This window comes from Cohnella soli (assembly GCF_042655525.1).
GTDB classification, from domain to species: Bacteria; Bacillota; Bacilli; order Paenibacillales; family Paenibacillaceae; genus Cohnella; species Cohnella soli.
This window is the reverse complement of the sequence record NZ_JBHSMI010000030.1, coordinates 76,968-98,894: the sequence shown is the minus strand read 5'-3', so window position 1 is coordinate 98,894 and position 21,927 is coordinate 76,968. Positions and strand designations below refer to the sequence as shown.

At 50.7% G+C, this 21,927-nt stretch carries 15 protein-coding genes; 4 read left to right on the top strand and 11 right to left on the bottom strand.

Annotated features, from left to right (window positions below):
* Positions 1-185: 185 nt before the first annotated feature.
* Positions 186-1,481 (bottom strand): ArsB/NhaD family transporter, encoded by a 1,296-nt coding sequence (locus tag ACFPOF_RS23575; RefSeq protein WP_378137284.1) that lies wholly within the window; start codon positions 1,479-1,481, stop codon positions 186-188.
* A gap of 91 nt (positions 1,482-1,572) precedes the next feature.
* Here ACFPOF_RS23575 and ACFPOF_RS23570 point away from each other — a divergent pair, with 91 nt between their 5' ends.
* The gene (locus ACFPOF_RS23570) at positions 1,573-2,607 is read left to right on the top strand and encodes a YkvI family membrane protein (RefSeq protein ID WP_378137282.1); all 1,035 of its coding nucleotides are present in this window, start codon (positions 1,573-1,575) and stop codon (positions 2,605-2,607) included.
* 16 nt (positions 2,608-2,623) lie between these two features.
* Here the strand turns inward: ACFPOF_RS23570 and ACFPOF_RS23565 are convergent, their stop codons facing one another.
* From ACFPOF_RS23565 to ACFPOF_RS23555, 3 genes are read right to left on the bottom strand one after another with little or no spacing between them, the layout of a single operon-like run.
* Entirely contained in the window at positions 2,624-6,037 is a 3,414-nt protein-coding gene (locus ACFPOF_RS23565) for an AAA family ATPase (protein WP_378137280.1), read from the bottom strand.
* Positions 6,038-7,345, bottom strand: a complete 1,308-nt coding sequence (locus tag ACFPOF_RS23560) for a metallophosphoesterase family protein (RefSeq protein WP_378137278.1) — start codon at positions 7,343-7,345, stop codon at positions 6,038-6,040.
* The gene (locus tag ACFPOF_RS23555) at positions 7,342-8,523 is read right to left on the bottom strand and encodes a glycosyltransferase family 4 protein (RefSeq protein ID WP_378137276.1); all 1,182 of its coding nucleotides are present in this window, start codon (positions 8,521-8,523) and stop codon (positions 7,342-7,344) included. Before ACFPOF_RS23555 ends, ACFPOF_RS23560 begins: the two co-directional genes overlap by 4 nt.
* A gap of 95 nt (positions 8,524-8,618) precedes the next feature.
* On the opposite strand from ACFPOF_RS23555, the gene ACFPOF_RS23550 reads away from it, so the two are divergent.
* Together ACFPOF_RS23550 and ACFPOF_RS23545 are read left to right on the top strand one after the other, a co-directional pair.
* Entirely contained in the window at positions 8,619-9,812 is a 1,194-nt protein-coding gene (locus tag ACFPOF_RS23550; RefSeq protein WP_378137274.1) for a GGDEF domain-containing protein, read from the top strand.
* A gap of 206 nt (positions 9,813-10,018) precedes the next feature.
* On the top strand, positions 10,019-10,111 hold the full coding sequence (locus ACFPOF_RS23545) for a YjcZ family sporulation protein (RefSeq protein ID WP_378137272.1): 93 nt from the start codon (positions 10,019-10,021) through the stop codon (positions 10,109-10,111).
* Between the two features lie 404 nt (positions 10,112-10,515).
* Here the strand turns inward: ACFPOF_RS23545 and ACFPOF_RS23540 are convergent, their stop codons facing one another.
* The 4 genes from ACFPOF_RS23540 to ACFPOF_RS23525 all read right to left on the bottom strand — a co-directional run bounded on the left by ACFPOF_RS23540 (position 10,516) and on the right by ACFPOF_RS23525 (position 14,588).
* A complete protein-coding gene (locus tag ACFPOF_RS23540; RefSeq protein WP_378137270.1) occupies positions 10,516-11,307 on the bottom strand; it encodes a Cof-type HAD-IIB family hydrolase in 792 nt (263 codons plus the stop codon).
* Positions 11,304-12,149 (bottom strand): pseudouridine synthase, encoded by an 846-nt coding sequence (locus tag ACFPOF_RS23535; RefSeq protein WP_378137300.1) that lies wholly within the window; start codon positions 12,147-12,149, stop codon positions 11,304-11,306. Before ACFPOF_RS23535 ends, ACFPOF_RS23540 begins: the two co-directional genes overlap by 4 nt.
* 529 nt (positions 12,150-12,678) lie before the next feature.
* Positions 12,679-13,482, bottom strand: coding sequence for a GTP diphosphokinase (gene yjbM, locus ACFPOF_RS23530; protein ID WP_378137268.1), 804 nt, complete (start codon positions 13,480-13,482; stop codon positions 12,679-12,681).
* Positions 13,483-13,493: 11 nt separating this feature from the next.
* Positions 13,494-14,588, bottom strand: a complete 1,095-nt coding sequence (locus tag ACFPOF_RS23525; protein WP_378137266.1) for a quinone-dependent dihydroorotate dehydrogenase — start codon at positions 14,586-14,588, stop codon at positions 13,494-13,496.
* Positions 14,589-14,825: 237 nt separating this feature from the next.
* Between ACFPOF_RS23525 and ACFPOF_RS23520 the strand changes: the two genes are divergently transcribed.
* Entirely contained in the window at positions 14,826-14,969 is a 144-nt protein-coding gene (locus ACFPOF_RS23520; RefSeq protein WP_378137264.1) for a hypothetical protein, read from the top strand.
* Positions 14,970-14,983: 14 nt separating this feature from the next.
* Here ACFPOF_RS23520 and ACFPOF_RS23515 read toward each other — a convergent pair whose 3' ends face one another.
* The 3 genes from ACFPOF_RS23515 to ACFPOF_RS23505 all read right to left on the bottom strand — a co-directional run bounded on the left by ACFPOF_RS23515 (position 14,984) and on the right by ACFPOF_RS23505 (position 21,490).
* Positions 14,984-16,471, bottom strand: a complete 1,488-nt coding sequence (locus ACFPOF_RS23515) for a L,D-transpeptidase (RefSeq protein WP_378137262.1) — start codon at positions 16,469-16,471, stop codon at positions 14,984-14,986.
* A gap of 993 nt (positions 16,472-17,464) precedes the next feature.
* Positions 17,465-17,704 (bottom strand): hypothetical protein, encoded by a 240-nt coding sequence (locus ACFPOF_RS23510; protein ID WP_378137260.1) that lies wholly within the window; start codon positions 17,702-17,704, stop codon positions 17,465-17,467.
* 27 nt (positions 17,705-17,731) lie between these two features.
* Positions 17,732-21,490: a YobI family P-loop NTPase gene (locus ACFPOF_RS23505; RefSeq protein ID WP_378137259.1), complete on the bottom strand. Its 3,759-nt coding sequence runs from the start codon at positions 21,488-21,490 to the stop codon at positions 17,732-17,734.
* Positions 21,491-21,927 lie beyond the last annotated feature (437 nt).

Below are 21,927 nucleotides of genomic sequence, written 5' to 3'. Positions count from 1 at the left end.
CATCGCTGCCTTGCTCGCAAGCCAGCGCCCGAAGCGAACGTCGATCACGCGAAGCATCCGCGGCCGTCGTTACGCTCCCCCCTCGGGAACCGTGAATCGTCCTCATTCCATTGTACCCGATCCGCGTTTTCGTTCAACCCCCGCTGTCCAACGATGGCCCATCTGAACTGCTGTGCGTACGCACGTTATAACAAGCTTTGCAGCCAAAGCGCTCCCAAGGTCACGAGCAAGACGGGCAGCGTTAGCAGAAAACCGTATTTCATGTACTGTCCCCAGCCGATATGCACGCCATCCCTGCGCAGTATAGCAAGCCATAACATCGTGGCGAGCGATCCGATCGGCGTCAGCTTGGCTCCGACCGACATCCCGATAAGACTGGCGAAAGGGAACACGCCGATCTCGTTTAAGCTGGAGATCGACAACGAGGAGATCAGAACAGCCGGCAAATTGTTAAATACGGCAGCCAGCAAGGAGAACAGTGTCCCGGCACCGAACACGGACGACGCGAGCCCCCGGTCCGCCAGCGGCTGCAGCAAATCGGGAAACCAATCGACTGCACCGTGCACATACATGTTATACACGATCAAGTTCATCGCCAATGCGAACGCAACGATCAGCCATGGCGTTCTGCGCACGATGTCGGCCGAACGTACGCTTTGCGTCGCCGCTCCCGCCGCCCAGAGCAGAAGTGCACCCCCGCAGGCGATGAACGATACAGGTACATCGAGCGTTTCCGATCCGAAATATCCGATCAGGATCAACAGAAAGACAACCCATGACAGCCGAAACACGACCGGATTGACAATCGCCGTCCTCGGCACTGGAAATTGCGGCAGCCGCGGCTTCGGATTCAACGCGTCACGTCGTATCGTACGCCCAAATACGAGCAGCAGCACGGCAACCGTCGCCGCCGAAGCCGCTAGACCCGGAAAGACCATATGACGCGCATAGTCGCCGAACGACATACCGAAGTAATCCGCCGTCAAAATATTCGTCAAATTACTGACCATGAGCGTCCCGCTAGCCGTATCCGCAATCAGGCCGACAGATAAGAGAAAGGCGATTCTCGCTGATTTGCCCATGCCTAGAAGCGCTGTTACTTCCAATACGATCGGCGTCATAATTAGAATCGTGCCGTCGTTGTTGAAGAATGTCGTAACTAAACACGAAAACAACGCAAGTCCAGTCAGAAGCAACAGCCGTCTTTCGTGAAACTTGCGTACGATATGAAGCGATGCCCAGCGGAAAAAGCCGTTGCCGTCCATCACCGCCGTCAGCACCATAATGCCGATCAGCGACAACGTCGCGTTCCAAACGACCTGCCATATATAGCCTGCATCTTCCCAGGCAAGGGACCCGGTCGCGAGTAGCAGAAGCGCTCCAGGCATCGCAAGAAACGCTTCGTTAATCCCTTTCGGGCGGAGAATGATCAGTATGAGAGTAACTGCAAATACGAGAATGGATAATAGCAATAAAATCATGTCAGCAAACTCCTCAAGTCATGCCCGTCCATGCTGCCTCATAGAGTAGAAGAGCAGCCGGACAAGGTCCGTGTCGGGAGGTTCCGCTCGAATGAAGCAATGGGCGCTCAGCATTCAAGTCGCATTAGTGTTTATCGGAACCGTGGTCGGGGCGGGTTTCGCCTCCGGCAAGGAAGTCATGCAATTTTTTACCCGCTTCGGGTATTGGGGACCGCTTCTCATCTTCGTATCCACGATTTTCTTCGTCTGGATAGGCGCCAAAGTGATGCTGCTCGCGGCCAAATTGCAAGCGAAGTCGTATGAAGACTTGAACAAGCACCTGTTCGGCGAAAGAACGGGCAAGTGGGTAAGCTTGCTTATGCTCGTCATTTTACTCGGAGTCAATGCCGTCATGCTCGCGGGCGCGGGTTCGATCTTCTCCGAACATCTCAATCTAAGTTATCAGACGGGCTTGATCGTCACGATGTTCGCTTGTTTCATGCTTCTACGCAAAGGCATGAACGCTATTCTGTCAATCAATACGTTCGTCGTGCCGCTTATGATCGGATTTACCGCGTTTCTCGTCGTCGAGACGCTTAGACAGCCCGTATCCGGCGCGTGGCTAACCCGCGAAAGCGAGTTGTCTCCGTGGGCCGCTTTGTTATCGCCGTTCCTCTACGCCGCCTTTAACCTGTCAATGTCGCAAGCGGTGCTCGTTCCGCTCGGCTCCGCGATCAACAATCCGGTCGTGCTGCGCCGAGGCGCATGGCTGGGAGGCATCGGCATCGGCTTTATGCTGCTCGCCGGACATTTGGCATTGTCGGCAAAAATGCCGGATATCGCCCTTTTTGACATTCCTATGGGCGGCATCGCTTTGTCGCTAAGCGCATGGCTGCACTGGATTTATGTCCTGCTCATTTTCATGGAGATTTTCACGACGCTCGTCGCTGACATCTTCGGGCTAACGCTCCAGTTGGAGACAAGGTTGAAAACTTCGCCTTGGATCATAACAGTGGCGCTGCTTCTGCTTTGCTTCCTCGCCGGACAGTTCGGGTTCGGACCGCTTTTGTCCGCGCTGTATCCGACATTCGGATTGCTTAGCCTTGGCTGGCTGTTCCTGATCGGCCGAGACAGACCAGAAGCGTAAATCCCGCCCAATCCGCCTAGTCCGAACGCCCCAATACGAGGGTCCGCGCTGTCGGAAGACCTGAAGTTATCGCCTTCGCAACGCTTGCATGACAAGTGAACAGCAACACTTGCCGGGTGCGCGACAATTCCTCGATGACCGGTATCGTATGCTTCAGCCTGACCTCGTCGAAATGAACGAAAAGGTCATCAAGCAACAACGGCAGCGGCTTGTCCGGAGAAGCCGCTTCGCACAGCGCGAATCTCATCGCCAAGTAAAGCTGCTCTTGCGTGCCGCGGCTCAGGAAAGCACTATCGATCAGTTGCTTCTCCGCCGTTTCGGCGAACAGCGCCTTCGTCTCGCCGGGAGCCACAATGCGGACGTAAGCGCTATCCGTCATGCGGCGAAAATGGCCCGACGCCCGCAGCAGCACTTCAGGCTGCTTTTCTTCCTCGAACACCGCTTTCGTTCTTGCGATGAGCCGCTCGCTCAGAGCAAGCACCGCATACCTTTCGGCAAGCGTCTCCAGCTTGCTCTGCAGCTCCCGAAGGCGCTGTACGGCGTCTTCCTGCTCTGCATCTCCGCGCTGCCGCTCCAGCTCTTGCGCGAGTCTTCCGCGCTTGTCGAGCCGCTCCGCGCGCAACCGCTCTGCTTCTTCGAGCTTGTCATTTGCTTCGGCGGTCATGGCAGTCAAAGCGGCTGCATCATAACGGCCTAACATCTCGTACAGCCGCTCCTTCGCTTCTTCGCCTTTGCCCGCCTCGAGCCGTATGCGGATTTCCCCGGCTTCCCTTCTCAGCGCACGGCTCCGTTCATCTACGGCCAGACGGACACCCATTGCGTTTTCGTTCCGCTCCCCCGCCTCCTCCAACATCGCGGAAATGCCTTCTTCCGCTACAGCAAGTCTTAAGGTTGCCTCTTCCATTGCCAAATCTGCCTCGGCCATCAGTTGATCCAATCGCTCCGCTTCCGCTTTTGCCGCGGCCATATCCGCAGACGCACGCGCCAGCCAGCTCGCCGTTCGTGCGGCGTCTTTATCGGGCACTGCCGTCGTTCCTAGTCCGCTTGTGCTCTCGCATATCTCACGCAGCTTGCAGACTTCGGCTTCATATTCGCCGATCGTCTCATCAAGCGCTAACGCCCTTTCCAAAACGCGGTTGCGCCTTCGCAGCGCAGCCTGCCCCTGCTCGGCCAAGCCAAGCAGTTCCGGCAAGCTGTCCGGCTCCAGGCCGGTCGGCAGCTTCCGCTCTGCGAGCCAGCGCTGCCAGTCCTCGCGTATCGATCGTTGCTTCTCGCGGCACTCCGCTGCGTCGGCCAGTACGAATTCTCGCTCCCTGCGCGTTTCCTGCAGTCGGCTCATCAGTTCGCCTCGCTTCGCGTCGCCCCGCTCGGCTGCTTCGAACTCCGCCAGTCGATCATATACGGCCTCCCGCAACCGTTGCCAAATATCGTCTTCGGAAGCGGAGGCCCGCAGCAGTTCATTTAGTGGCGGTGTATCCGCCGACTGAGCATGCTCGCCTCGAATTTCTGCGCCTAGTCCGGCTGCAGCCGTCTCCGGGTGGCGAAGCAACTGCCGTAACGCTTCGCCGAAGTTAAGACGCCCACGGCGCAGCTCTGACACCGCGTGCGAAGCCTCCCTCTCGGATGGGCCTTCGTTTGCGCTCCGACCGGTCGACTGCACCATCCGGAACGTGATAGCGGCAGCGACGACGAACGCGAGCGCCAGCAACGCCGAACCTCGCGCGCCTTGCTCACCGATACCGCCCATCATATAGAGAACCGCGAACGCAATCGCAAGCATAGAAAATACGCCGCCAAGCCAGAATCTGCGGAAAGGGTCCGCCTTCCGAGCTCTCCCTGCAGTATGCCCCGATCTTGATCTTGATCGCTTCGGGCCATATGCCATTTGATTCGGTTCACCCGATGCCACCTGAGGTTCCGACATGCCGCCTGCAGCAACGGCAGCCGCCGCGCGGGTGCGCTCAAACTCGCGTCTCGTATCCTCAGCGCGATGCCACGCCTGCAACAAAGCAGATTTCGTGCGGGGAGCGAACAAGCCGAGCATCGTATCCTCTGTCGCCGTACCATCTGCCGCCGATGGAAGCCCCTCGCCCGTATTTAATTCGGCAGTGAGAGCGGCTTCCGCCCGCGCAAGCCGTTGAAATTCGCCCTGTAGCGCCGCATTCGACTTCTCCGCCTCCGCCCACATCATCTGCACGGAGCGGATTTGCCCGCGCTCGGCGGCCAGCCCGCCGAACGCGAGCAACTCTGCCTCTCCCCAACCCGAGGAAATACGCGAAATCGCGCTCTGAACGGCTTCATCGAGTGTTCTGCGCTCGGCTTCCAACTCCGCTCTCTCGTCGCGCTTGGCGGAGATCGTCTCCCTCATACCGTCCAGCCGCGCCCAATCGGAAGCGGTGGCGGCCAGCGCCTCATCCCAGACGAGTCGTGCGCGCCGTTCCTTCCTATCGTCGGCCCGGCTGCGCGCATCGACGTATACCCTCTCAGCTTCCTCCTTCACCTTCAAAAGTCGTTCCCATCTATACGTCGCGTCCTCAGCCATCAGCGATGCATTCGGGTTGTCCAGACGGCTTCTTACTTCTGCATCCTCTGCCAGCAATACTTTCCGCTTTAACCACCATTCTCTCAATTCAACGGCTTCTTGCCATCTTGCAGCTTCCAGGCGTAGATTAGGTAATTCGCGTTCCTCTCCGGCAATCGCCGCTTCCAATCGAGCCAGTTCCTCCTCGGTCTCAACGTAGACGAGAACTCGGTCTTTCCGCTCCCGGATCGCAGACTCAAGTACTCTCATCTCGACGAGCAGCTTGTTCATCTCCTGCGTTGAACCTTTCGGCCGGTACAGCTTGTCCATCTCCGCAGCGATTTTACGCCTTGCTCCCGTCAGCGCCGTTCCTCCCGCCAATCCCGCATGGTACAAATAATTGCCGATTTCCTCGCCTTGAAGTGTCCGCAATTCATGCAGCTCGTTCAGCGATACAGCAAACAGTTGGCGGAATAACCTTTCCGAGATGCCGCCAAGGTGAGTTTTCTCCCACTCGGCTTGACCGATCGTCTTCTCGAAGTCGTTGCCGTCGCGTAAAGTAAGCTCTCCGCTTCGCTCCGCGTATCGCTCGAGTATCCACCGACGACCGTCCTTCTCTTCAACGAACAACCGACCGCCATGGCGGCCGCCATGAATCGGCTCCCCGCGTTCGACAAGATCTTTTCTCGTCGGAAAACCGTACAGCATGCTCCGGACAAAACGAAGAAGCGTGCTCTTGCCCGCTTCGTTAGGTCCGTATAAGACGGTAATCGGCGTCTCGAACGTTAGCTTGACCGCTCGCAGCGCGCCGTAACCGTCGACTTGAAGCTCCGTGATTCGCATCGTCGCGCTACCGCCTTTCCCATTCGGTCCTTCCGGACCTTGCTCCGGGATTCCCCGCCTAAGCATTTACGCGCCGTCGTTCGCTTCGCCTTCGCGTAAATACGACGCGGATAGTTCCATAGCTTGCCGGACCCATGCCGATCGTTCCTCGTACGTTCTCTTTTGCAGCCAATCGCGCAACCTCGGCTGCGTCGCCAACGCTTCCGCCGCTTCTTCAAGCAAAGTCCGGGTCAGAGCTTCGTCATTTGCGACCGAGAGCCCGATACGCAGCAATTCTCCGAGAAACCCTTCTTCCCCCGATACCGACTCCAGCGACCAAACGCCTCCCGTCCTAACGACGATCGAGTCGGGCCATAACCAGCCGTCCGTCTCTTCCGGAACCCCAAGCCACTCTCTTAGCTCTTCGAGCCACTCATCGGCGACGTTCGGTTGAAGCAATTTCTCGTGCAAAGATCCCCGGCCCTCCAGGCGGAACCTTGCAACAACGGGACGTCCTGCAGCATCCGCTTGCACTTTCTCGGCCGTTGCGAGCAACCGATGCTTAAGTTCCTGTTCCGTCCCGATGCCTTCGATCGACACGGCCGCCTCCTGCCATACCACATCGGCAAGATCGCGGAACTTCATTGCCACCCTCCCCGTATCCGACACGGAGACGACGTATGCCCCCTTCGGCCCGGTCTCCTTTATGTTTCTCCCCTGCGTGTTGCCGGGGTAGACGACATGAGGGTACTCCCTCAACACACGCCGATCGTGTACATGGCCAAGCGCCCAATAATCGAAGCCGGATGCGGATAGTTCTTCCAATTTGCATGGCGCATAATTGTCGTGTTTCGCATCACCGTCCACATTCGCGTGAAGCAACGCCAAGTGAAAAGGCGCCCCCTCGCGGATGTGAAAACGGAGCGCCAAATTATCCGAGACGGCAGCCGTCGCATAGGAAATGCCATATACATGCGCGACAAGCTCGCCCGCACGGTTGAAAGCCGGCAGGCATTCAACATCGCCAGAGCTAAATACGTTCACGCCTTCCGGCCAATCGAGCTTTGCCTTACGACCGCTCTCAGGGTCATGGTTGCCATGTACGACGTACACAGCGCTTCCGGTGGAGACGATATCCGCAAGCGCCCGCTGCAACCGAAGCTGCGCCCGCAACGAACGATCCGCCGCATCGAACAAGTCGCCGGCGATAACGACGAAATCGGGCCGCTCCTGTCTCACGAGCGTACACAACCCTTGCAACGCGGCGAAGGTTGACTCGCGCAATCTGTCCCGCACCGTCTGCGGCGCCTTCGACAACCCGACGAACGGGCTGTCGAGATGCAAATCCGCCGCGTGAACGAATGTAAATGCAGCGCCGCCGCGCGCTGTCGTCATGACTCCTCTCCGTAGGTCTCCGACTCTTCTTCTGCTGCTGCCGTCTCGGTCGAGAACGACAAGTAAATCTTTTTCAGCTCGCTGATGACTCGGTTCAATCCATACGTCTTCTTCGCTTTGTTCCAGGCCGCTCTTCCCATCTCATAGCGGAAATGCGGATCGTTGATCACGGTTTCGAGCGCCCCCGCGAGAGCGATCGGATCCTCCGGCGGAACAAGCAGACCGTTCGTTCCATCCTCGATCTGCTCTGCGATGCCGCCAATATTGCTGCCGACGAGCGCCAACAAACATAGCGCCGCTTCTGCAAACACCGAACCGAATGCCTCCGCGCGGGACGGCAGAACAAATACGTCGAAGAACGGGAGCATTTCCTCTGGATGAAGCATGTAACCGTAAAAAATGGTGTCATCATATATGCCAAGTTCTTGGGACAGCATCTCCAGCTCTTTACGGATTGGACCATCTCCGATGATGTGCAACACAAACGGAGCGCCCCGCTTGCGCAATTCCGCGCATGCGTGCAGCAAAATATCGAGGCCTTTGGCCGGTACGAGTCGGCATACGGTCACCAACTGCGTGACTTCGTTCTCGTGCGGGACAGGCTTGAATCTTTTCTCATCGTATCCGTTCGGAATGACAACCGTCTTCTCAGGTTCTTGCAAATACTTGCCGATATATTGGGAGAAGGAATGCGATACGGTCATTAGCCGGTCGGTCGCATGCTCCAACTCGCCGTAGATGGAAGTCAGAAATCGGTGCTCCGGACCGCCTTCCTTGATGCGGCCGTTCAGAATGAGTTCCCGCTCGTAACTCGAATGCACTGTCATAAGCACTGGTGTGTCCGGGAATACGCGCTTCATTGCGAGCGCCGCGATCGGGTGATGGGCATGAATCAGGTCAAACTTCTGCCCGGCAAGTCTCAGTTTCACCCACCACAAATAATCTTTAAGCGTCTGAACGTATTTATCGACAATGGCGTTGCCTTTACCTGAATAGGCATGCCGATCAAACGTGGCGAATTCGAACTCTTCCTGGCCTTTGTTGCGAATCCTTCTCGGCAGCGAGAACAACTCCATCTGCCAGCCGAGTTTACGGAACCTCTCCCCGATATAGGGAACCATGGACGAGACGCCTCCGGGTTGTTCCGGGGGGAAAAACAGCGCCTGCAAAATATTCAAGGGCGATTCCTCCTTGCTCTCTCTACTCTCGGAATTTATGATATATTAGAAACATATGTTCTGCAAGTGACCTCGATCAGCCAAAGGAGTGCCGCATGTACATAACGATGACCGCCAACAATTTCGGACTCCTTTTCTCATCCGCGATGACCCTTGTTGTCGTTGCGCTTATGCTTTTTATGTCTTACCGGCTTTACGCTCGTAATCGGAGGCAAACATACCGCACGCTACTGACTTCTCTCGCCTTCGTTCTTGCTTATCACATTCTTCAGCTTGCGATCACGATTAAAATGACACCGGATACGACTGCGATTGTTTTCGTCGGGAAGCTTCTACATGTATATGCGTTTATCGTCATCAACTTCGCGATTTTCGAACTTTATCACCGAAGAAGACCGCGGACGAGAGCATGGTTTTTCGGCTTACTCGTCACAGGACTGCTTGTCGCGGCGCTCGACGCATTCGCCGGCTCGACAGGAGCCAAAGGCGCATGGACGGATCGGTTGCAATCGACGCCGGCGCTCGACGGATACTTACTGTTTCTAGGCCCATTGTTCGTGCTCATGTTCGTCCCCCACGTCGGACAGCCGCGGAAATATATGGCCAGCCTGATGATCGCCTTCACGACGCAACTGGCTGTGATCTCAGGCACGTACTGGGCACCGGAAGCGCATGCATTCAAGACGATCTCGGGACTTCTTCCCGTCTGTTATTACATTCTGCTCTTCGCCTTATTATTCGAACGCGTCGTTGAAATTCTTCAGTCGGTCTACCGCTCCTCGATTACAGACGGGCTGACGAGCTTGTACAACCGCCGCTATTTTATGGGCAGGCTGGATCAGGCGATCCAAAGCGGAAGCGCGCTCGGCGTTATCTTCTGCGACATCGACAATTTCAAGAAACTGAACGATACACATGGGCACCACAAGGCAGATGGCGTGTTGAAAATGACGGCATCCATCCTGATGGAGGAGACGGACAGCATCGGACTGGCCGGCCGCTACGGCGGCGAGGAGCTTGTCGCTTTCGTCGTTGGCACTCCCGAAACCGTGCAACAGACGGCTGAATCGATTCGCGCCCGCACGGAACAGGAGACGATCGTCACGGTAAGCGTCGGTTACAGCATCGCGATGCCCGGCGAGCCGGGCGAGACGCTAATGAAACAGGCGGACCAGGCCATGTATTACAGCAAAACAAACGGCAAAAACAGAGTAACAGACTACGCGACGTTCGGAGAAGGCAAATCATCCACTCGTCCAAAGCAAAGAAGAAGCAGCGGCAACGCCTGATTGCAGATCAAGTCGGGCGTTCGTCACCAACCGGCAATGCCCCGGCTCCGCGTTTACCCAAAATCATTTGCCACGGGTAAAATGTCCAATCCGAGAAACGCCAAGCTCATACAATAAGTGTAGACCGAGGAGAGGGGCGGCGACGCAATGCCGGCCGAAACCCGCTTCGGTATTCTAACACTCATGTACATGAAGGAGGAATTCGGATGTCTGGTGCAGTCCACGGAATGTTTGCAGCGGCAGCCATCGTTCTGGTACTTTACATCTTGCTGGTCATCGTCCTGCGTGCTGGTTACTAAGCTCTGATCTGATCGGGATTTCCCCCGTCACAGAAGCAAGCCTGAGATATCCTCGGCTTGCTGTTCTTTTTTTTTTAACAATTCACAAACAAGCGAAAGCCCCAACGGGAGAGAATAGCGTTACAGGATCACCCTATCAACTGCTCCGGCGCCTGTTGAAGAACAAATAAGGTTACGACGTAACGTTTTTCCATACTAAAACCCAATATGGGTCCTGTGGAATACCAATAACGTTATGCCACCATCTTATTCTCGCTGCCGCAGCTATTTCGGGTCGAATAAGACTGTGCCATAGCACTATTTCGCTGCCTATTGGACTTTTGTTAGTCGATTGAGCCGTCGTAGTTTTTTTAAAAAATGAAAATCGACATCTTCGCAGATGCCGACGCAACTTTATTCCAGTTTTAAGAGAACACGTAAGCTTCTAAGGCGGCGGCAACTCCGTCTTCGTTGTTCGACAACGTAACGGCGTCCGCCTTCTCCTTCACTTCAGGTGGCGAGTTGTCCATCGCCACTCCTTTGCCCGCAAAAGCGATCATGCCAAGATCATTATAATAATTGCCGAGCGCGAGAATGCTTTTACGCGGAATGCCACGCATGGCGGCAAGCCGCTCTAGCGCCTTACCTTTCGTCGCCTCGTGGGATTGAACATCGATGAAGTTGTCTCCGCTGCGCACGAATTGAAGCTTTGACTTCCATGTCCCCCACTCCGTCTCCACACCGTCCATCATTTCTTTGGACGCATATATAGACAGCTTGACGAGCCGCTCCGGGAACGCATCATCCTTACGGCGGCTGATCGGTTGTGCCTTCAGATTGCGATACATCGTCTCCGCTTCTTCTCCAATTGCCTCGGTGAATAGATCAAATGCCGTATTCATATCGAAATGAATGCCTCTTTCGCGGCAATAGTTGATGTAAGGGAAGGCCGAGTCATGCGAGATCACAGTGTCGAACAAAATGCTCCGACTTTCGCTATCGACAACGGACGCCCCGTTATGGGTAATCATTGTGCCTTGTAAGCCAAGCTCCTTAAGCACCGGCAATGCGCTCGTGGACCCTCTCCCCGTGCAAAGAACGATCTCCGCGCCCCTGCTCGCCGCCTCACGGACAGCCCCCCGAACCTTTGGCGTCAGCTCGTGATGATCGTTCAGCAGCGTACCGTCTACATCCAATGCGATCATTCGGTAGTTCATTCGTTATTGCTCTCCTTCCGGTAATTGCGCAAGATGTCAACTTCCTCTTCGCGAAGTTCGCGCCAGCTTCCTGGAGGCAAATCAGGATCGAGCTGGAGCGGCCCCATCGAGACGCGGCGTAAATAAAGCACTTTCTTGCCAACGGCCTCGAACATTCGTTTTACTTGATGAAATTTGCCCTCGTGGATTGTCAGCTCGACCCAGCTTAACGCTGCTTCTCCCATAGCGGATGATAACTTCACCGCATCGGCCAGTTGCTGGGCGTATTCACCGTTATCGTCTGCGGCGTCACCTGCGGTTAAGCCGGCAGGATGCCGTGACAAGATAGACAATTGAGCGGGCATCGTCACATAGCCATCGTCAAGCGTTACGCCCTTCGCAAACGCTGTTTTATCTTCTTCTCCGACAACGCCCGCCACGAGGGAGCGATACGTCTTTGGCACATGTTTTTTTGGCGACAGCAGTTCGTGGGCCAATTTACCGTCATTCGTAAGCAGTAGCAGCCCTTCCGTGTCCTTATCCAATCTGCCTACCGGGAAGGGGGACAGCACCGTTACGTCATCGTCCTCGATCAAGTCGAGAACCGTACGCTCACGGGTGTCTTCCGTAGCCGAAATCACACCTGCCGGTTTGTGAAGCATGACGTAGACGGTATCCCGATAGCGGATCGTCTCACCGTCCAGCTTCACGATATCCTCAAGGGGGTGAATCTGCATGCCGGGGTCTTTCACCCGCTTGCCGTTCACTTCCACTGCGCCTTGTTTGACCAGTATTTTAATACCGCTTCTCGTACCATAGCCGAGATTGCCGAGCATTTTATCGAGTCGTATCGTCGCTTTCATACGTTGTAACCTGCTTTCCTCGTTGAGGCTGTTGTGCATCTTAGTTAGGTATAACAGTAGGGGAGTTGTGCGGATTTGTCCAACGTTTTCGGTCCAAGCAGTATTTGAAAAAAACACGAACCGCCTGTTTAACGCGGTCCGTGCTTTTCCGACGCTTGGCGACGGCGCTTCTAGTACGCTGAGAGCGTGCTGCAAGACGGTTTGACCAACTTGCGACGCGACTAGTACGCTGCGAGCGTGCTGCAAGACGGTTTGACCGACTTGCGACGCGACTAGTACGCTGAGAGCGTGCTGCAAGACGGTTTGACCGACTTGCGAGGCGTCTAGCACGCTGAGAGCGTGCTGCAAGACGGTTTGACCGACTTGCGAGGCGTCTAGCACGCTGCGAGCGTGCTGCAAGACGGTTTGACCAACTTGCGACGCGACTAGTACGCTGCGAGCGTGCTGCAAGACGGTTTGACCGACTTGCGACGCGACTAGTACGCTGAGAGCGTGCTGCAAGACGGTTTGGCCGAACACGCAACTTGACTTACACTTGTCCGCCTTTGCCCGCGCGATCGAGCGCCGCTTGGATTTCCAGCGACAGCTCTTTTAATCCCCACACGTCGTCGTTTTCCCATAGTTCGTTGAAACGAAGCTGGAATTGCGCGGCTTCCCGCACCCTTCGGAAGAAATACAACTCCTGGATTTCGTTAAGCACCCTTCTGACCACGACAGAACTCTCCTCGAAGTCTTGCTGCGCGTCTACGATCTCCTGACGGATGCTGGACATTTCCGTATCCAGCAGGAATGCTGCTTCGGCTGCGTTACGCAGCCTTTCTTTGACATGAATCGGAAGCTGATCCCGGTATTTGTAATTGAGCGAATGCTCGATCGTCGCCCAGAAATTCATCGACAACGTACGAATTTGAATTTCCGCGAGTACCGGCTTAGAGCCAATAGATGTCTGTACCGGATATTCCACGATCAGATGATAGCTCCGATACCCGCTTTCTTTATAATTCGTAATGTAATCCTTCTCGTATACGAGCTTCAGATCCTTCCGCAGACGAATCATCTCCGCCACGCGGTATATGTCGTCCACGAATTGGCACATGATACGGATGCCCGCAATATCTTCGATACCAAGCTCGATACGATCCAGCGGAACGGACAGCTTGCGGGCTTTGGCCAGAATGCTCGATACCCGCTTCACCCGCCCGGTGACGAATTCGATTGGCGCATACTCGTCCCTTGCCTTCAGCTCCGAGCGGAGCGCCTTCAGCTTCACTTTCAGCTCTTCGGTCGCTTGCTCGTAAGGAAGCAGAAATTTTCCCCAGTCACGTCCGTCCATCGGTACTCCTCCTAACGATGATCAGCTCCGACCGCTTGCGTGATGCGCGAATATCCATCTTGTTTCAGCAACCTCAGCAAGCCTTTGTGCAACTCTTTTAATAACGCAGGACCTTTGTAGATCATCGCTGTATACACTTCAACAAGGCTGGCTCCCGCCTTGATCTTCTCGTATGCGTCTTCCGCCGTGAAAATACCGCCCGATCCGATAATCGGCAACTTGCCTCCGGTCATCGCGTACAGGCTGCGGACGACTTCAGTTGAGCGTTTCGTCAGCGGTCGGCCGCTGAGACCGCCCGTCTCCCCGGCGTTCCCGTGCGTCAACCCGTCCCGCCCGATCGTTGTGTTCGTAGCTATAATGCCCGACATGCCACTAAGCTGAATCGCTTCCGCCATATAGGCCAACTGCTCCTCAGAGTTGTCCGGCGCTACTTTTACAAGGATCGGCTTCGGCTGCTCGCCGCGTTTCCTTGCTTGTATCGCCATCTCGTCCTTCACTGCATCGAGTAGCCCGCGCAGCTCATCTCCATGCTGCAAAGCCCGCAAATCCGGCGTATTCGGAGAACTGATATTCACGACGAAGAAATCTCCGTAAGGGAAAAGCTTCCGGACGCAGGCGCGATAATCGTCTGCCGCATTCTCGTTCGGCGTTAGCTTGTTTTTACCTATGTTGACTGCAATGGGGATGCGTCTGCGTCCAAGCTTCGAGAGTCGCTCGGCCATCACGTCCGCCCCATCGTTGTTGAAGCCCATCCGATTAATGAGAGCTTCGTCCGGAGGAAGTCTGAACAGGCGCGGCAGCTCGTTGCCGGCTTGTCCTTTCGGCGTAACCGTGCCGACTTCCATGAAACTTAAGCCGATGCGGGACAATCCCGTGACCGCTTTCGCATTCTTATCCAGACCTGCGGCCAGGCCGACCGGATGGTGAAAATGAAGCCCGAACAAGTCGACTGCTAGCTCCGGCGTCGCTTTCGTGCCCCATGCCGCTGACAGCATCGCTGGCATCCCCGGTATTTTCGCAGCTGTTCCCATGCCGTCAATAATCAAGTGATGAGCGGCCTCAGCGTCCATTTTGAACAAAAAGGGCTTGGCTAATTGATACAACAATGAGTTCGACATCCTTTCGTCTACCCAAACGCGATCCACCTGTTCCGACTGACCGTTTGGAGAAAACCTTCCGGGTAACAGTTTAGCCTTTTCAAGCCAAAAAGAAAAGGGCGTTTCGCCCAATTCATTCCTGCGCAGCTGTCATCGCATCGTTGCCATGCTTGTCTGGCAATTCCCGCAGAAAACGATTACAATGAAGATAGTTCGCGATACATTCGTATAGAGAGGTTGATAACGATGAGCACAGCCAAAAAAAAACCACCCGTCACATCACGCCCACAGCAGAAGGAGCAAATCAACAAAAAGGCGCTAATATGGATTGGGGTAGCTTTTGGCGTAATCGTAGTGGCAATGGCTTTGCTGCTCGCGTTTGACGTGTAAGCCGCGTCATCTTTCTAATTTAACCAGTCATACACCTTGCGGGGGTTTGTCTCGTTTTGTTCGCTCTTCAGTCGGAATCGTTCCGATGGAGTGCGCAATTCGGAAGGCAAACCTCCTTTTGCTATTGTGACGGGCGTACCGAGAGGCACAAGGTCGTACAGCTCCTCGATATCTTCCTTTTTCATGCGAACACAGCCGTGGGACTCATCCTTACCGATGCTGTTCGGCTCGTCCGTGCCGTGGATACCGTACCTCGAATCGGACAACGTCATACCCCGGCTTCCGAATACGCCAGTGCTGCTGCCGTTCGGATCCTTCACCTTCTCGGAAATAACGAACGCCCCTTCCGGTGTCTTGTCACCGCCAAGCCCAACCGCGTAATTACGCAAAATAACGTCGCCGCTAACGACCGCGAGCCGATGATGCGTCTTGTCAATAACGATCTGCAGCGGCTGCTCTGCGACCGGAGCCAATTGACCTGCCGGCGTCCCATGTCCCGTCTCCGGTCCGGTATTTTCCGGCCATCCCGGCGTTTGCGGCAGCTTCCCGTCTTTCTTGTCGTTAAGCGCCGACTTCAGTTCCTCGAACCAAGGCGTCATATTGTCCGTCCAGCCGGCCATTGTATTGTTCGGATAATCCGCCGCGAGTTGTTCAGGCGATGAAGGCCATTTCCCTTTCGTTTCCTTGTAGCGAATCATCGCCGAACGAAGGACGGCTTTCTCCTCCTGGACAGGTTTCCAACCTTCCAGCTGTTTGCGAGTTGCGGCTGAAGGATCGTCCGGCTTACAGTCGCACCATTTCGGATTGTACCAACGAACGTTCGCTGTCCCCGCTTCCGGATCGTTCATCACCTCGGCGATTGGTTTTGCCGTCTTAACCCAGTCGCTCCACTTGCCAAGCTGCGGCGTTTCCACGAGCAGACGTGGCAGCGTCGACCTCTTTCCCGTAAGCAGTGAGCCGAGAACATCGCGTCCTCTAGCATCCGGCCCAGAAGCGCCGGCAATCAAGCCTGGCGGGACGAACCCTGCGGGTAATTTCACGTGATCAGGGCCGCCGTCTTTGCCGGAGCTGGGAGGAGCGCTCGCGGTTCCTTCGTAATACGGCGTTGACGGCGTTGGCTGCTGCGTCGCCCCAACTTCGTCTCCGTCATCCGAAAGGGCTCGAATCGCATAGATAGCCCCTGCAGCCAAGAGCAATGGCAGAAGCAGCGCGATCGCCCATTTCTTGCGATTGTTCCCTTTCGTTTTCTCGCCGGGCAGCACTGGCGCGGGTTTCCCCTCGAACGCCGTGTAGATGTCTCCCGCCTGCGCATAACAATACGTCGCTTTCGCCATATCGCCTTTACCTTCGTATTCCTTGCCCAGCAAATACCACGCCATGCGGCTATCTTCATGCTTCAATAAATACTCTTTAAGAGGCAGCGCATCCCCTACGTTGGGAACGTTATCATAAAAGTGTTTGATCTGTTCGTCGATCCGCGACTCTTTGCTCAGCTTCTTCACCTCGATGTATCTTTCGCTTCTTCTTACATATCGGAAGAAACGACGATTCATTTAACCCGTCAGACGTAAAACCGCCACTTCCGTGTTGGCAAGGCGGCGGTTTTTCACTTAATCGTTGCTATTTTTCCGGAAAGTCGTTGACGGTTATCGTGAACGGTTGCTCGTAGTAGAAACCCAAACTGTTCGTTACCCTGACTCGTACTTTTTAACTGTTCTTCGTTTCGAAATCAAATTTCGCTTTCAATAGATTGCCCATGATTTCGAAATTCGCATTATCGTCGTCGCCTGTTCTTGAAACCAACATATAGTTGAACGAAGTCTTCCCATCATGGTCGATCCTCGCCACTCCTGCTGAGGTTTCAACTTGTGGGCAAGCCGATTGCTCTGATCATCAGGTTAGGGCTAGTTTATTTATGCTGCTGCAAGGCTGCGATTTAAGTTTTGCTGGCCCGGCGACATCCGCGCCGTTACCCAACAAACGGCTGGCCCGTTTTGATTCGTAGGACGCAGGGGGCTTACATCCTTTCTAAGCGTTAAGACAGGATTGCTGTCCAATGGAATGGAAAGGTTGCAAGCCACGCCTGCGGGGGAATCAGCTTGTGGGCAAGCCGTTTGCTTTGAAACTTAGGCTTGGGCTAGTTTTTATGCCGCCGGAGACCGGTTGCCCGATCCGTTTTTTTCTTGACTACTCCCGCGTTGACGTTCGAGCATTGCGTCTGCAACGTTCTGTAATGAAATACTGTATCGTTTCACCTCATACCATTGATGTTCCTGTTCATTATTTGTTACACTCGCATTTCAATTACTGACTTTTTGAAAAAAATCCAGCTTAACCTGTCTATCTTTTTTCATATTACTTGGTTCAGCAAGCTGAATGAATTCCAATAGTTAGAACTCAATGTTTATGAATGCTCACAAGCTTTTTTATTTCACCTTCAATTGTGAAAATTAGTACCACTCCTCCATTTGTATTATAGCCCACTTGTAGATTGCTTACTGTGTGTCGCAGATAGATTTGCAAAAGTGCATTTCACCGGACTTTGCAGTAGCTGCTTCAGTTCCAAACTGCTTTAAATAATCTCTTCCAGCAGTTGCTCTATCGAGAAAGAGTTGAACCGCATCTGGATTCTTTAAAAGTTCGTTTGCTCTTTTGATAGCTTCGTTTGCTTCTTTATCTGAAGTTGAGCTGAAAACCTTTTTAAATACAATACTTCCATTGTTCCCAGGTTTCATGGATGATCAGCCAAATTATCACTTAAACTATAGCAGTTCAGTCGGCAAGACAGTTTCACGTGTTTTGCGTCCTCTAGCACGAAAATAGTGTGTTTCACGACTATCTATAACAAAATCCGAAATCCACCTTTTGGACTTAAATATTGATAAGATTTTTTCATTAACAACATTCCTCTTCAATTTAGGCCATTTTCCGGAGAACAAAGTTATTATTTCATTCATTCCTAATTTCTCGAAACAAGTCACTGCCTGTGTCTCATTGAGATTAATAAGGCGAGCAATTAGCAATTCTTTTTTGCATTCTACTGCTATATCAACCGATTCAAGCAACTCAATTAAAAGAGAATACGGAACATCACACTTTTCTTCAATAACTTGTTCAATATTCTCTTCACTAATAGTACGTATCATTGTTCTCACGATTGAACTTTCACGGTTGTAATTGTTGATCAAATATGAAATATCGCCGATATCGAAATTATGTTTTAAGATACGCAGTTTAATTTCTTCGGAGTACCCTTTTCCTCTCATTGAAATTGGTTCAGTTGTGAAATCGAGCAAGCTAAGCTTATAGGATTCTTTAATATCTTTCTCTAATAAGCTGAGTAATTCTGTGATTTCAAAATTCTCTCCATCAATAACTTCAGTAACATATAAAGTAATATTGAGGCTAATAAAATCCATAAGCTGGGTGTGATAGTTTTCTCTCATAAAATTTAAATTATCTTTGTTCATGCTTATAACACTATTATCAATTAGTAATTTGAGTTTATTGTCAGATATCCCACTGAATGAAAACTTCTTATAGCGTCTGTTGAAATCCTTCAAAAGCACATTATACTTGTCATCTGACAAACCTTCGCACAATACAATACTTTTAAATAGCGCTGAAGCTATGCTTTCTCCGAAATTATCCTTTATACGCACATAATCGCAATTTAAATTTGCGGGATTACCGTTAATAAATTCAATAAGCACATCATCGAGTTCGTTAGCCGTATTAATGTAGTATTGCAGAATATTGTGTTCCGTATATTGTACAATTCGGTTTTGAAGCACGTCCGGCCATAATTCGTGATCATCTACACTGTCAAGTTTATCTATTATTGTTCGGAGATACGCAATATAGGTTAATTTATGATTAGTGTCAATATTAGAGTGATTAATGATTTCAAGCGCGACAGTCTCGTCATCAGTAATAATTGAATCACAGTAGTCAAGGATTACTCGAATATACTGCTGAACATTGTTCCTTATATATGCCACAAGAGGCTCTTGGAGTTGGGAAAGTACGAGAGTAAAGTTTTTATGTTTGAAATCCTCAGTTGCTGGAAAATTGTAAATTTTATTTAGTATAAGCGTAATCATATAGATGTTTAACTGATAAAGTTCATTCTCGTAAACAGCATGGAAAAGTGAGGGGCTGGCATTATTATAATCAATTTCCTTAAACTTCACCTTTAACAAGTTAAGCTTCGAAATAATAATTGGAGTATTCGGTTCATCAATGTTCAAAAAGCTCCCATTATTTGAAATGTAGGTTGTCATACTATTTTCAGTATTAAGCGCGCTGAGGTCTTCCTCAGATGAATAGTATATGGTTGCCAGTGCATAATTTTGCTTTTGAATTTCGGAAAAATGTGAGCCCTTTAATATACTCTCCCACAAAAATGGCCAAGCGTGATTCAATGATTTAATTAAATTAGGCTTTTCTCGTTCAGTACTCCAAAACTGTTCAATAAAATCTAGTCTACTATTCTTCTTCAATTGACTAATAAATGTTTGAAGGTAGTCATGCCCTGTCCTTAATAAATGAGCAAATAAATCAAAATTAAGAATTTCCTCTTTTTCAAAATGGACATCTCTCAGTCGAGATGTAACAAGAATGGGATCTTTTATTTGATATGAAAAATCTTTTGCAAGTTCATCAGTGACACTACGCAGAAAAATTTTGTCTGCTCTGCTGAGGCTATGCTCGTAAAAATATGTCATGTAATCAGGGTAGGTTTCATCGATATATCCATTTCTTGTTAAGAACTTAATTAAGGGAAAGTATGGATTTGATTTAACATCGCTGTAGGAAAATTCTTCTCCAACTACATTATTGTATGTTATATCAAATATATTATTTACATTTTCCCTTGTGATAAGCTCACTGAGCTTAGCGCTCTTTAATATAACCTTTTTGTGTAACAATTCACTGATTGCCCTCTTTAATTTATCCAATGTTGCAGATGATTTTATTTCAATAGCTTTTTTACGTTCTATGTACTCGGTGCGTTGGAGTAACGAATCATACTCGGTTTGAAAATCGAATTGATACCTATATCCATTTTGAATTTGATAATATACATTGCCAGGATTATCTTTCATTGCTTTAATAAATGCTGCTCTCGAAGCAAATTGATCTTCATATTTACCGTCCACGTCCAAAGCTCGCGGTCCAATGAAGTAAATGGCATCTAACTCATAAATATCGTTACATAGTTCACTTTCCGCTTTTTGAATATGTTTTTCTTTCTCCAAAATTTCAATATCTAGGTTATTTATTTCAGATGCTACTACATTTGATTTGTTTTCAAACAAATTATAGACAAAGCCTCTGCCAATCTGTAATTCACTAAAATCTCTAGGGAAAATATTTTTATACGTAACAATTGCTAAAAGTTTATTGCAGTTCAATTCGGTCGATTGTATGCGAGCGTGATAAATTACATATTCATTATATATATTTTTTAGAATGCGCATGTCATCAATATAAAGAGATAACCCTTGTAAAAAGCTCTCCTCGAAATCATTAAATATATCCCCTTTTTTAAAATGGGCAACAAATTGATCGTAAGAATTAGAACCATCTACAACAGGAACAATCGGAATAATAAAGTCAAAAAACTTTGTACGATCTTTAGAGGTGAAAATATCATCGCGGATCAAATAAAAAAAACGAATAGTATTACTGGATGTCTTATTAATTAACAAATTTATTTCTCTTAATTTTTCAAAAATTTGATTGTTATTGAATCTATCAATATCTTCAAATATAATGATGTCTTTATCGGCATTGTTAAAAAGATATAGAACCTCGTTGAGATACTTGTCGAAAAAGGACTCATCCGCGTCTGCAAAAATTTCAATTTCATTGCCTTGAAGACTTATTTTTCTAAACACATTTCTGTTGTATTGAATTTTTATCAAGCCATAAAGGGTATATATAAAAATGACAGTGCTAAAAGCTCCTGCAACCAGTAGCGAACTATTATTGATGGTAAAATCAAGTCTTGATTTTAGCCATGAGCTCGTTAAATTTCCCACGAAACTTTTCCAATCATTAAACCCAAATATGTATATAAGTAATAGTGCCCCTAGAGTAAACAAAAGGGAAGCAACGAGAACTTTAATATGGGATATTTTTCTTTTAACCTTAAATTGGGATTGTGGGATTCTGTCAGCATTAATCTGATGGATTAAATGATTAAGAATTTTACCCTCAACAGATGACTCACTATTGGGAGTTTCTCTCGAACCACTATTTGAGCCATCTGCATTTACCGAATTACTTTCTGTAGGTTCAAAGTGGGCAAGAGAAATATTAATAAATTTTTTGTTGGGATGTTTGCTTATATATGATTCAATAACACTGCTTTTTCCGGCGCTATATGGCCCAGTTAGAGCAATATTTTTTAGATCTTCTTCTTGGAAAATAAAATCTAGCGCTTCCTCATAAATATTCAAATTAGCATTCTTTATGGGGGTTAATTTTTGGAAATTGTAATTGTTTGACCTCATTCTATGTGTCCTCCCCTACAGCACTAATATTAGGGCTTAGCATTACCTTCTTACCATATCTACAGGAATTTATTATCGTCAGAATAGTATAATTATACCAGAATAGAGCCGTCATTTGGGTGGTTTTGTCGAATCTTCGAAGCACAACAATCAAAAAAGGGGGGCTTTAAATCAATGGATTAGCGCCGGAGGCGGAAGGTTTTAAGATCGTACCTGACGGTGACAACCCATGCCCTGAACCCGAACCTGATGGAAACAAACGGCTTGCCCGCTGTTGATTCACGAGCCGCAGGGCGGCTTACAGCCTTTCTAAACGTTGAAGACAGGTATGCTGTCCAACGAAATGGAAAGGCTGCAAGCCACTCCTGCGGGGGAATCAACTTGTGGGCAAGCCGTTTGCTCTGGTTATCAGATTAGGGTTAGGTTCTTTTATGCTG

Coding starts and splice junctions, on each gene's coding strand:
- ACFPOF_RS23575 (WP_378137284.1), bottom strand. CDS start 1,481: ATGATTTTATTGCTATTATCCATTCTCGTATTTGCAGTTACTCTCATA.
- ACFPOF_RS23570 (WP_378137282.1), top strand. CDS start 1,573: ATGAAGCAATGGGCGCTCAGCATTCAAGTCGCATTAGTGTTTATCGGA.
- ACFPOF_RS23565 (WP_378137280.1), bottom strand. CDS start 6,037: ATGCTTAGGCGGGGAATCCCGGAGCAAGGTCCGGAAGGACCGAATGGG.
- ACFPOF_RS23560 (WP_378137278.1), bottom strand. CDS start 7,345: ATGACGACAGCGCGCGGCGGCGCTGCATTTACATTCGTTCACGCGGCG.
- ACFPOF_RS23550 (WP_378137274.1), top strand. CDS start 8,619: ATGTACATAACGATGACCGCCAACAATTTCGGACTCCTTTTCTCATCC.
- ACFPOF_RS23545 (WP_378137272.1), top strand. CDS start 10,019: ATGTCTGGTGCAGTCCACGGAATGTTTGCAGCGGCAGCCATCGTTCTG.
- ACFPOF_RS23540 (WP_378137270.1), bottom strand. CDS start 11,307: ATGAACTACCGAATGATCGCATTGGATGTAGACGGTACGCTGCTGAAC.
- ACFPOF_RS23535 (WP_378137300.1), bottom strand. CDS start 12,149: ATGAAAGCGACGATACGACTCGATAAAATGCTCGGCAATCTCGGCTAT.
- yjbM (WP_378137268.1), bottom strand. CDS start 13,482: ATGGACGGACGTGACTGGGGAAAATTTCTGCTTCCTTACGAGCAAGCG.
- ACFPOF_RS23520 (WP_378137264.1), top strand. CDS start 14,826: ATGAGCACAGCCAAAAAAAAACCACCCGTCACATCACGCCCACAGCAG.
- ACFPOF_RS23510 (WP_378137260.1), bottom strand. CDS start 17,704: ATGAAACCTGGGAACAATGGAAGTATTGTATTTAAAAAGGTTTTCAGC.
- ACFPOF_RS23505 (WP_378137259.1), bottom strand. CDS start 21,490: ATGAGGTCAAACAATTACAATTTCCAAAAATTAACCCCCATAAAGAAT.